Source organism: Mycolicibacterium smegmatis (assembly GCF_001457595.1).
Taxonomy (GTDB): Bacteria; Actinomycetota; Actinomycetes; order Mycobacteriales; family Mycobacteriaceae; genus Mycobacterium; species Mycobacterium smegmatis.
Map to the genome: position 1 here is coordinate 4,576,298 of NZ_LN831039.1, position 10,217 is coordinate 4,586,514.

A 10,217-nucleotide genomic window follows, 5' to 3' on the forward strand; every position below is an offset into this window, starting at 1 on the left:
CAACCCCTGTCATACCGGCGCACCCGCCCGATCGGTGACGATCACCGTGGCGTCGGCCGAAAGTTCTTTCACCGCGGCGACTCCGGCGTCGTCGCCCGAACCGCCCACCAGGACCGCGGCCTCGATTCCCGTCGCACCGCTGGAGACCGCGGCGGCCACCGCGGACTGCAGCGCGGTGAGCTGCAGCGCGGCCAGTGTCACCGGCGCGCCGGCATACGTGCGGCCGTCCTGATCGCGCACCGCGGCGCCCGATCCGGCCTCGGCGCGCGCCATCGCCCCTCGGGCGAGCACGACGAGCTTGGCGTCCTCGGCGTCGAGTTCACTCATCCTTTTCTCCTCCTCGCGAGCGATCGCCCCTGTCGCCTCGGCGCGTGCGGCCACTGTTCTCATCGCCCGGCACGGTGTGCAACTCGGGCTCGACGGGTTCGGTGGGGCACACCAGCACGGTGTTGATGCGGACCCGGCCGCGGTGGTCGGGGCCGCCCTCGGCACGCAGGCGTAGCCCTTCCCAGGTCACCTCGGCGCCGGGCAGCGGAACACGGCCCAGCTCGAAGGCCATCAGCCCGCCGACGGTGTCGACGTCGAGATCCTCGTCGAGTTCGAGTTCGTAGAGTTCGGCGAGGTCTTCGATCGGCAGCCGCGCGGACACACGGTAGATGTGGTCGTCGATCTCGTCGACCGGGGCCACCTCGTCGGTGTCGTACTCGTCGGCGATCTCACCGACGATCTCCTCCAGCACGTCTTCGATCGTCACCAGCCCAGCCGTCGCGCCGTATTCGTCGACCAGCAGGGCCATGTGGTTGCGGTCGCGCTGCATCTCGCTGAGCAGTTCGTCGAGCGGCTTGGAATCCGGCACGAACACCGCCGGACGCATCACCTGCGCGACCGTGGTGTCGCGTCCCCCGTTGGTGGAGTAGTACGTCTGCTGCACAAGGTCTTTGAGGTAGACCACGCCGACGATGTCGTCGACGTTCTCACCGATCACCGGGATCCGGGAATGGCCGCTGCGCACCGCGAGCGACGTGGCCTGGCCCGCGGTCTTGTCGGCCTCGATCCACACCATCTCGGTGCGCGGCACCATCACCTCGCGTGCGGCGGTGTCACCGAGTTCGAACACCGACTGGATCATCCGGCGCTCCTCGTCGGCCACCACGCCGCGCTGCTGCGCGAGGTCCACGACCTCACGCAGTTCGATCTCGGACGCGAACGGCCCGTTGCGGAAACCACGGCCGGGGGTGAGCGCGTTGCCGAGCAGCACCAGCAGGCGGCTGATCGGGGTCAGCAGCACCGAGAGCGCCTGCAGCGGGATGGCCGACATCAACGCGATGGAGTAGGCGTTCTGCCTGCCCACGGTCCTGGGACCGACACCCATCGCGACGAAGCTCGTGACGACCATGATGGCCGCGGCGGTGACCAGGCCCCAGCTGACGCCGAGGAGCCCGTCGAGGATCGACGCCAGCAGCACCGTGGCGGTGACCTCGCAGATGATCCGCAGCAGCACAACAAGATTGATGTAGCGGGGACGCTCGGCGACCACCGTCGCCAGACGTGCGGCGCCGGGACGTTCGTCGCGCACCAGTTCGTCGATGCGGGCGATCGAAACCGTGGACAACGCCGCGTCGATGGCCGCGAACAGACCGCCGAAGACCACCAGGGTGATCACGCCGATCAGCGGTAGGAGTCCGGTCACGGTTCGTCGAAGTATCGGGACTTGTCCAGCAGCCGTCGATCTTTCTCGCTCTGCCGGTCGGCGTGGTAGGCCTCGACCTGATCGGCCACCCATTCCTCCAGCAGCTGACGCTGCAGGGCGAACATCTCTTTTTCCTCGTCCGGCTCGGCGTGGTCGTACCCGAGCAGGTGCAGCACACCGTGCACGGTCAGCAGCGCCAGCTCGTGGCCCAGCGAATGCCCGGCCTTGGCGGCCTGTTGTTCGGCGAACTCGGGGCACAGCACGATGTCACCGAGCATCGCCGGACCCGGCTCGGGCGCATCCGGACGTCCGCCCGGCTCGAGCTCGTCCATCGGGAAGCTCATGACATCGGTGGGACCGGGCAGGTCCATCCACCGCATGTGCAGATCGGCCATCGCGGCGCTGTCGAGCAGCACCATCGACAGCTCGGCGGCGGGATGGACGTCCATCTTCTCGATGACGAACCGCGCGACGCTGATCAGCTCGGGTTCGGAGACGTCGTAACCCGATTCGTTGGAGACCTCGATGCTCATCGGCGCGGCCGCCCGTTCGAGGAACGACGCTGCGCCCGGTTGAGCATCGCGGGTTCCTCGTGACGCGCGTAGGCGTCGACGATGTCGGACACCAGACGGTGGCGCACCACGTCGGCGCTGGTGAGCTCCGCGAAGTGGATGTCGTCGATGTTGTCGAGGATCTGCATGGCCGCACGCAGGCCCGAGGTGGCCCCGCCGGGCAGGTCCACCTGTGTGACGTCGCCCGTGACAACGATTTTCGAACCGAATCCCAGGCGCGTCAGGAACATCTTCATCTGCTCGGCAGTGGTGTTCTGGGCCTCGTCGAGGATGATGAACGCGTCGTTGAGGGTGCGGCCGCGCATGTACGCCAGCGGCGCGACCTCGATCACCCCGGCACTCATGAGCTTCGGGATGAGTTCGGTGTCCATCATGTCGTGCAGCGCGTCGTACAGCGGACGCAGGTACGGGTCGATCTTCTCGCTGAGCGTGCCGGGCAGGAAGCCGAGGCGCTCACCGGCTTCGACGGCCGGACGCGTCAGGATGATCCGGTTGACCTGCTTGGTCTGCAACGCGTTGACGGCCTTGGCCATCGCCAGGTAGGTCTTGCCGGTACCGGCGGGTCCGATGCCGAACACGATGGTGTGCGCGTCGATCGCATCGACGTAATGCTTCTGGTTGAGCGTCTTGGGCCGGATCGTCTTGCCGCGCCGCGACAGGATGTCCAGCGTCAGCACCTCGGCCGGGGACTCGTCGCCGGCGCCGGTGAGGATCGCCACGCTGTGGCGCACGGTTTCCGGTGTCACGGCCTGTCCGCTCGATGCCACGGCGACCAACTCGGCCACCACGCGCTCGGCGAGCGCCACGTCGGCGGGTTCACCGGAGAAGGTGACCTCGTTACCGCGTACGTGCACGTCGGAGGTGAGAACTTTTTCGATGGCCCGAAGGTTCTCGTCAGCCGAGCCGAGCAGGCCCACGATGATGTCGGGCGGAACGGTGATGCTGCTGCGGACAGATTCCTGTGCGGTGGCCGTCGAGTCAGCGTTCGTGTCGCGGGGCGTCACGTGGTGTTTCGTGCCTGCTTTCTGTGTTCTGTCGACGGCCGTGGTGACCGTGCTGCTGATCTGAGTTTACCGCTGGTCAAGGAGTCGGCCCAATGATTACGTCGGCCATACGCCGAGAGGCACCCCATCGGGGGTGCCTCTCGCGCAGTTCAGTCTGTGGTCAGCGGCTCTGATGAACCGTGGTGTCCACCTGGGGCACGCTCACGTGCGGCCCGATCTGGTTGATCCAGGTGTGGTGGTCGACGCCCGCCTGCGCGGGGGCAGCCAAACCGAGGACCGCGGCGGCGAGGCCGGTGGCGACGATGCCTGCGAATCCGAACTTCTTCATCGATCTCAACTTCTCTCGTATCTGTCTCTGCTTTTTTCGAACCGTTACAGTTAAGTGAACCTGCAGGTGGCGGCATTAATTTCGCCGTAGGGCCGAATGTGGCAGGAAGCACATCAGTCTCGGGATCCGGCCTGAGCGCCGACGGGAGTGCCCCGGCCCGAACCGTCCGCCTCGGCGAGCTCGTCGAGTGGCGGGACGTCCTCCCCGGCCAGCACCTTGCGCATCCGCTCCCGGTCGAGTTGGCCCTCCCAGGCCGCGACGACCAGCGTGGCCACACAGTTGCCCAGCAGGTTCACCGACACGCGCATCGAATCCATGATCCGGTCGGCTCCCAGCAGCAGGGCCACCGCGGCGACCGGGATGGCGCCGTGCCCGATCGCCGCGACCGTGGCCGACAGCGCCAGGAACGACGAACCCGGCACACCGGCCATGCCCTTCGAGGTGAGCATCAGCACCAGCACCGCCATGATCTGCTCGCCGAGGCTCAGGTCGACGCCGAGCGCCTGCGCGAGGAACAGCACGCAGATCGACAGGTACAGCGTCGCGCCGTCGAGATTGAACGAGTAGCCGGTCGGCACCACCAGTCCGGTCGTGGTGCGTGAACACCCGGCGTTGGTCAGCTTGGCCATGACCCGCGGCAGCACCACCTCGGTGGACGCGGTGCCGAGCGCCAGGAACATCTCGTCCTTGATGTAGAGGAAGAACTTCCACAGGTTGACCCCGGCGAACACCTTGGTGACCACGGCCAGGATCACGATGAACAGCGCGGCCGCGACGTAGCACGCCGCGATCAGCTTGGCGTAGCTGCCCAGCGACCCGATGCCGTACTGGCCGATGATGTAGGCCATCGCCCCGAAGGCCCCCAGCGGCGCGAGCCTCATGATCCAGCCGATCACGGTGAAGAAGATGTGGCTGAGGTGGTCGATGAACTCGAGCACCACGGGTGGGCCGTGCTCGCCGAACTTCGCCAGGCCGAGACCGAACAGCACCGCGAAGAACAACACCTGCAGCAGCGCGTTCTCGGCGAACGCCGACACCACCGAACTCGGGATGATGTTGAGCAGGAACTCCACGGTGTGCGGCAGTTCGCCGTCACCGGTCTTCGCGGCGACGGCCTCTGCCCCGGTGGCCAGCGTCTGCGCGTCGATGTTGAAGCCCGCGCCCGGCTTGACCACGTTGCCCACCACGAGGCCGAACAGAAGCGCGAAGGTGGTGATGGCCTCGAAGTAGATCAGCGCCTTCACGCCGATGCGCCCCACCGACTTCAGATCACCGACGTGGGCGATGCCCAGCACCACGGTGCAGAAGATGATCGGCGCGATCAGCATCTTGATCAGCTTGATGAAGCCGTCTGCCAGTGGTTTCAGGCTGCCGCCGACATCGGGCCACAGCCAGCCGACGACGATGCCGGCCACGATCGCGACGAGCAGCTGGATGAAAAGTGATGAGTACCACGGCGATCGGGTGGCCGAGGCGGCCACGTCACTGCGCGGTGGATCGATTGTCGGTGCCCCCATTCGCGGCACCGTATCCACGGCGGGTCACCGCGACGTGTTCGCGATGTTTCGGCGGCGAAACGCGCGAAATATATTCGCGTTCGGCCGCTAGATGTTCCAGCGCGACGTCAACGCGCCGAGAGCGCCCAGTGCCACCGCAGCGGCCGTCGAGGTGCGCAGCACCGTGGGGCCCAGACGCACGGCGTGTGCGCCAGCATCGGTCAGCGCGGCGATCTCGTCGTCGGCGATGCCACCTTCCGGGCCGATGATCAGGATCACCGAATCGGATTGGGCGACAGGTATTTCGGCGAACGGCGCGGTGGCCGATTCGTGGAGTGCGAGCACCACAGAATCGGTGGACGCGATGCGGCGCAACAGATCCCGCGTCGACTCGACACCCGTGACGGTAGGGATGTACGCGCGGCGGGACTGGCGGGCCGCCGAGCGGGCGACCGCACTCCAGCGGCGCAGACCCTTGTCGGCCTTGGGTCCGTCCCAGCGGGCCACGCACCGCGCGGACTGCCAGGCCACGAAGGCGTCGGCACCGGCCTCGGTGGCCAGTTCGATGGCGAGTTCGGAGCGATCCGATTTGGGCAGCGCCTGCACGACCGTCACCGACGGGCGTGCGGGCGGGAGCGTCACCTGTTCGGTGATGCGTGCGGAGACACTGCCTTTCGCGGTGTTCTCGACGACGCAGTGCGCGAGCGTGCCCGCCCCGTCGCTGAGGTCGATGCGCTCGCCGACGCGAATGCGGCGCACATTGGCGGCGTGATGGCCCTCGTCGCCGTCGACGACGGCCAATTCCCCCGCACCGGGCAGCACGTCGACGTAGAACAGCGCCGCGCTCATGGTGTGGCGCCCACGTCCGTCAGCGACCGGTGAACGTCTCGCGCAGGCGGCTGAACAGGCCACCGCCGGAACCGGCGGAGCCCTGTGCCGTGCGCACCGAGGCGGTGTCGCGCGTGCGGTTCTCCTTGAACTTGCGCAGCAACTCGATGTCGGAGTTCTCCAGGCGTGTGGGCACCACGACGTCGATGTGGGCGTGCAGGTCACCACGAACACCCGAACGCAGATGCGGCATGCCGTGCCCGCGCAGCGTCGTCACGGAACCGGGCTGGGTGCCCGGCGGGATGGTCAGTTCGGTCGGCCCGTCGAGGATCGCGTCGACGGTGACCGTGCAGCCCAGCGCCGCGTCGACCATGGGCACCGAGATCGTGCAGTGCAGATCGTCACCGTCGCGCACGAACACGTCGTGAGGCTTCTCGTGCACCTCGACGTACAGGTCGCCCGCGGGGCCGCCGCCGGGTCCGACCTCGCCCTGGGCGGCGAGCCGAACCCGCATGCCGTCGCCCACGCCCGCTGGGATCTTGACGCTGATGTCGCGGCGGGCGCGCACGCGGCCGTCGCCGCCGCAGCGGTGACACGGATCGGGGATCACCTCGCCGACGCCGCCGCAGACCGGACACGGCCGCGACGTCATCACCTGGCCGAGCAGCGACCGTTGCACGGTCTGGATCTCACCGCGGCCGCCGCACGTGTCGCAGGTGGCAGGCGACGAGTTGCCGTTGGTGCCCTTGCCGTGGCACAGATCGCACAGCACGGCCGTCTCGACGGTGACCTCCTTGGTCACGCCGGTGGCGCACTCTTCGAGGTCCAGGCGCATCCGCAGCAGTGAGTCCGAGCCCGGCCGGACGCGGCCGATCGGGCCGCGCGACGTGGTGCCGCCACCGAAGAACGCCTCGAACACGTCACCGAGACCGCCGAACCCGCCGAAGCCGTTGGGCGCTCCGCCGACCGACTCCATCGGGTCGCCGCCCATGTCGACGATCCGGCGCTTCTCCGGATCGGACAGGACCTCGTATGCCTGTTGGATCTCGGTGAACCTGTGCTGGGCCTCCTCGTCGGGGTTGACGTCGGGGTGCAGCTCACGTGCCAAACGCCGGTAGGCGCGTTTGATCTCCGAATCGCTCGCACCCTTGCTCACTCCGAGCAGGCCGTAGTAATCACGTGCCACGCTGTCTTGCCTGACCTTTCTGTGCCGGGTTCTCCGGCTGCATCAAAGACTGTTTACCGACTGCCTAACGACTGCCGAGGACTTCGCCGATGTAGAGGGCGACCGCCGCGACGTTGGCGATGGTTCCGGGATAGTCCATCCGGGTCGGACCGACCACACCCATGCCGCCGTACACCTTGCCCGAACTGCCGTACGCGGTGCTCACCACCGACGCCCCGGCCATCTGCTCGGCCTCGGTCTCGTGACCGATCCGCACGGTCACCTTGCCTGCCTCCTGTTGGGCGGCCAACAGGCGCAGCACCACGACCTGCTCCTCCAGCGCTTCGAGCACCGACCGCAGCGATCCGCCGAAGTCGGCGGTGTTACGGGTGAGGTTGGCGGTGCCGCCGAGCAGCAACCGTTCCTCGGTGTGCTCGACGAGGGTTTCCACGAGCACCGTCGCGGCGCGTCCCACGGCATCCCCCAGACGGTCGCTGCCGTTGAGGTGGCTCGCGAGATCCGACACCGCGATCGAGGCCTGCGCGAGCGGTTTGCCCTCCATGGCCTGACCGAGCATGTCACGCAGCTTGGACAGTTCGTGTTCGTCGATCGCGTCGCCGAGTTCGACGATCCGCTGGTCCACGCGCCCGGTGTCGGTGATCACCACCAGCAGCAGGCGGGCCGGGGTCAGCGCCACCACCTCGAGGTGGCGCACCGACGAGGTCGACAACGTCGGATACTGCACGATGGCGACCTGACGCGTCAGCTGCGCGAGCAGGCGTACCGCACGGCGCAGGACGTCATCGAGGTCGACCCCCGATTCCAGGAAGTTCAGGATCGCGCGACGCTCCGACGACGACAGCGGCTTGACGTTGTCGATGCGGTCGACGAACTCGCGGTACCCCTTCTCGGTGGGGACCCGACCCGAGCTGGTGTGCGGCTGCGTGATGTAGCCCTCGGCCTCCAGAACCGCCATGTCGTTGCGCACGGTGGCACTGGAAACTCCCAGGTTGTGCCGCTCGACGAGCGTCTTCGACCCGATGGGTTCCTTGGTCGCGACGAAGTCGGCGACGATTGCACGCAGTACCTCGAAACGACGATCGTCGGCACTACCCACACCATCACCTGCCCTTCGTAGCTGCGATTCCCCTATTTTACGGGTCCGGAGCAGGTCCTTTGCCGACCGAGTGTTCCGCGCCGTGAGCAGGTGAAAGCAACCGGTGGAAAATTCGCCGATCGGTACTAGCCTTTACACCCATGCCGCCGATGCCGAACCCGTGCAGCACGGGTGTCTCGCAGGTGCGCCAGCGATGATCTTCAAAGGCGTCCTTGAGGGCAAACCGTATCCGGAGCACGGCCTGACCTATCGGGACTGGTCTCGCATCCCGCCCCGGCAGCTGCGCCTCGACGAGCTGGTGACCACCACGACCGTGCTCGCGCTCGACCGCCTGCTGTCGGAGGACTCCACGTTCTACGGCGACCTGTTCCCCCACGCCGTGCGGTGGCGCGGCGACATCTACCTGGAGGACGGGCTGCACCGCGCGGTGCGCGCAGCGCTGCGTAACCGCACGATCCTGCACGCCCGCCTGTTCGACATGGACGCGCTGGCGCCGCAGGAGGCCTGAACGGGCCTATCGAACGGCCTCGCGCAGCGTCCTCGGCCGCAGGTCGGTCCAGTTCGCCTCGACGTAATCCAGGCACTCGGCGCGGGTGCCCGCACCGAACACCACACGCCAGCCCGTGGGCACATCGGCGAACGCCGGCCACAGGCTGTGCTGGTCCTCGTCGTTCACCAGCACGTAGAAGGTGCCGTTGTCGTCATCGAACGGATTGGTGCTCATCGGTTCTCCTGATCGTTCGGTCGGTGGTCACGGACATCTCGGCGCCGAGCACCCGGTCGGACAGCAACCCGAGGCAGCTGAGGTTGGGAAATCCTGGTCCCTGGTTGAGGCCGGCCAGGCCGGGCAGGAACAGCTTGGGCGTCACGCCGGTGACCGCGAGGTCGTAGCCGATGGACTCCTGCAGGGTGTCGCCGGTCAGTGGGCGCCCCAGCCCCAGTTCGAGCTTGTCGAGCGCGTCCTGCGCCAGCAACGGCACGAACCACAGCGCGTCGGCACCGGAGCCGTCGATCACCAGGTCGAAGCCGTGCACGGTCTCCAGACGCTCGCTGCCGGAGTTGGTCTGCAGGGTCAGTCGGATCTTCTCGTCCCGGGCCACCGCGTGCGCGACGCGGCCGCGCAGGTGGCGGATGCGGTCGTCGGCGAGCAGCGACTCCTGGACGCGCGCCGAGAACACCCCGCGGTCGGTGCGGTTCATGGCGTCTCGTCGCTCGTCGAGCGTGAGTCCGGCCCAGTGCGTGGGGTCGGAGTACAGCGTGTTCTCGAAGAAACTCTCACCGCGCGTGAACAACGTGACCTGCGGAGAGATCACGGTGATCGCCGAAACCCGGTGGCGGAAAAGCTCGTTGAGCATCGTCGCGGCGGTCTCGCCGCCGCCGATCACCGCGACCCGCTCGGCGGAGATCAGCTCGTTGGCCGCCGCGCGGTGCCAGAACTGCGCGATGGACAACACACGCGGGTTGCCGGGAAGGATCGACCTCTCGGCCTGGCCGGGCCCGGTGATCATCACGGCGTCGGCGGCCACGGTGTCCTCGTGGGTGTGCAACGTCCACGAGTTCTGGTCATCCCCGAGACCGATCCTGGTCACCTCGCCGGTGATCAGCGACATGCCGATGTTGTCGGCCACCCAGTTCAGGTACTGGCTCCACCGCCGATGAGTGGGTGCGGGCCTGCCGCGGTCGATCCACTCGGCGAACTGGCCGATGTCGACGAGATAGGACTGCCAGCTGTGCCGCATCATCCGTTCGTCGAGTTCGGCGTTGCGCCGTGGCACCAGCGACGAGCGGTACGGGAAGCCGACGTCCTTCTCGGGGCTCGTGCCGAGCCGGTGCTGCCCGTCGGTCCATCCGCCGACGGCCTGCCAGTTGGCGGCCACGCCCGCACGGTCGATGACGACGACCTCGGGCGCGGCGGCGCCCATCGCCCGCAGTTCAGCGGCCTTGGCTGCCACCGCGATTCCCTTGGGGCCCGCACCGATGACCGCCAGCCGTGGGGTCGTCTCGCTCACTCTCTCGC

General features: G+C 67.6%; 12 protein-coding genes. 1 reads left to right on the forward strand and 11 read right to left on the reverse strand.

Annotated elements, in window-relative coordinates; genetic code table 11:
• Positions 1–9: 9 nt before the first annotated feature.
• The 9 genes from AT701_RS21955 to hrcA all read right to left on the reverse strand — a co-directional run bounded on the left by AT701_RS21955 (position 10) and on the right by hrcA (position 8,200).
• The gene (locus tag AT701_RS21955; protein ID WP_003895865.1) at positions 10–327 is read right to left on the reverse strand and encodes a cytidine deaminase-like protein; all 318 of its coding nucleotides are present in this window, start codon (positions 325–327) and stop codon (positions 10–12) included.
• Positions 320–1,690, reverse strand: coding sequence for a hemolysin family protein (locus AT701_RS21960; RefSeq protein ID WP_003895866.1), 1,371 nt, complete (start codon positions 1,688–1,690; stop codon positions 320–322). Before AT701_RS21960 ends, AT701_RS21955 begins: the two co-directional genes overlap by 8 nt.
• Positions 1,687–2,223 (reverse strand): rRNA maturation RNase YbeY, encoded by a 537-nt coding sequence (ybeY, locus tag AT701_RS21965; protein WP_003895867.1) that lies wholly within the window; start codon positions 2,221–2,223, stop codon positions 1,687–1,689. The genes AT701_RS21960 and ybeY overlap by 4 nt, the downstream gene beginning before the upstream one ends.
• Entirely contained in the window at positions 2,220–3,266 is a 1,047-nt protein-coding gene (locus tag AT701_RS21970; RefSeq protein WP_003895868.1) for a PhoH family protein, read from the reverse strand. The genes ybeY and AT701_RS21970 overlap by 4 nt, the downstream gene beginning before the upstream one ends.
• 160 nt (positions 3,267–3,426) lie before the next feature.
• A complete protein-coding gene (locus tag AT701_RS35395; RefSeq protein ID WP_003895869.1) occupies positions 3,427–3,594 on the reverse strand; it encodes a hypothetical protein in 168 nt (55 codons plus the stop codon).
• Positions 3,595–3,707: 113 nt separating this feature from the next.
• Positions 3,708–5,111: a C4-dicarboxylate transporter DctA gene (gene dctA / locus AT701_RS21985; protein ID WP_042510587.1), complete on the reverse strand. Its 1,404-nt coding sequence runs from the start codon at positions 5,109–5,111 to the stop codon at positions 3,708–3,710.
• Between the two features lie 87 nt (positions 5,112–5,198).
• Complete coding sequence (locus AT701_RS21995) at positions 5,199–5,939, reverse strand: 16S rRNA (uracil(1498)-N(3))-methyltransferase (protein ID WP_011729879.1); 741 nt, start codon at positions 5,937–5,939, stop codon at positions 5,199–5,201.
• A gap of 19 nt (positions 5,940–5,958) precedes the next feature.
• Positions 5,959–7,104 carry a molecular chaperone DnaJ gene (dnaJ, locus tag AT701_RS22000; protein ID WP_011729880.1) on the reverse strand — a complete coding sequence of 382 codons (1,146 nt, stop codon included), beginning with the start codon at positions 7,102–7,104 and terminating at the stop codon, positions 5,959–5,961.
• Between the two features lie 64 nt (positions 7,105–7,168).
• The gene (gene hrcA / locus AT701_RS22005) at positions 7,169–8,200 is read right to left on the reverse strand and encodes a heat-inducible transcriptional repressor HrcA (protein ID WP_011729881.1); all 1,032 of its coding nucleotides are present in this window, start codon (positions 8,198–8,200) and stop codon (positions 7,169–7,171) included.
• Positions 8,201–8,393: 193 nt separating this feature from the next.
• Here hrcA and AT701_RS22015 point away from each other — a divergent pair, with 193 nt between their 5' ends.
• Positions 8,394–8,708 (forward strand): type II toxin-antitoxin system VapB family antitoxin, encoded by a 315-nt coding sequence (locus AT701_RS22015; RefSeq protein WP_003895874.1) that lies wholly within the window; start codon positions 8,394–8,396, stop codon positions 8,706–8,708.
• A 6-nt stretch (positions 8,709–8,714) separates the two neighbouring features.
• On the opposite strand, the gene AT701_RS22020 is transcribed toward AT701_RS22015, so the two are convergent.
• A complete protein-coding gene (locus AT701_RS22020; RefSeq protein WP_011729883.1) occupies positions 8,715–8,924 on the reverse strand; it encodes an MbtH family protein in 210 nt (69 codons plus the stop codon).
• Positions 8,902–10,209 (reverse strand): NADPH-dependent L-lysine N(6)-monooxygenase MbtG, encoded by a 1,308-nt coding sequence (gene mbtG, locus AT701_RS22025; RefSeq protein ID WP_011729884.1) that lies wholly within the window; start codon positions 10,207–10,209, stop codon positions 8,902–8,904. The genes AT701_RS22020 and mbtG overlap by 23 nt, the downstream gene beginning before the upstream one ends.
• Positions 10,210–10,217 lie beyond the last annotated feature (8 nt).

What these genes read in the sequence shown, in the direction of transcription:
- AT701_RS21955 (WP_003895865.1), bottom strand. Translation starts at nt 327, where the DNA reads ATGAGTGAACTCGACGCCGAGGACGCCAAGCTCGTCGTGCTCGCCCGA.
- ybeY (WP_003895867.1), bottom strand. Translation starts at nt 2,223, where the DNA reads ATGAGCATCGAGGTCTCCAACGAATCGGGTTACGACGTCTCCGAACCC.
- AT701_RS35395 (WP_003895869.1), bottom strand. Translation starts at nt 3,594, where the DNA reads ATGAAGAAGTTCGGATTCGCAGGCATCGTCGCCACCGGCCTCGCCGCC.
- dctA (WP_042510587.1), bottom strand. Translation starts at nt 5,111, where the DNA reads ATGGGGGCACCGACAATCGATCCACCGCGCAGTGACGTGGCCGCCTCG.
- AT701_RS21995 (WP_011729879.1), bottom strand. Translation starts at nt 5,939, where the DNA reads ATGAGCGCGGCGCTGTTCTACGTCGACGTGCTGCCCGGTGCGGGGGAA.
- AT701_RS22015 (WP_003895874.1), top strand. Translation starts at nt 8,394, where the DNA reads ATGATCTTCAAAGGCGTCCTTGAGGGCAAACCGTATCCGGAGCACGGC.
- AT701_RS22020 (WP_011729883.1), bottom strand. Translation starts at nt 8,924, where the DNA reads ATGAGCACCAATCCGTTCGATGACGACAACGGCACCTTCTACGTGCTG.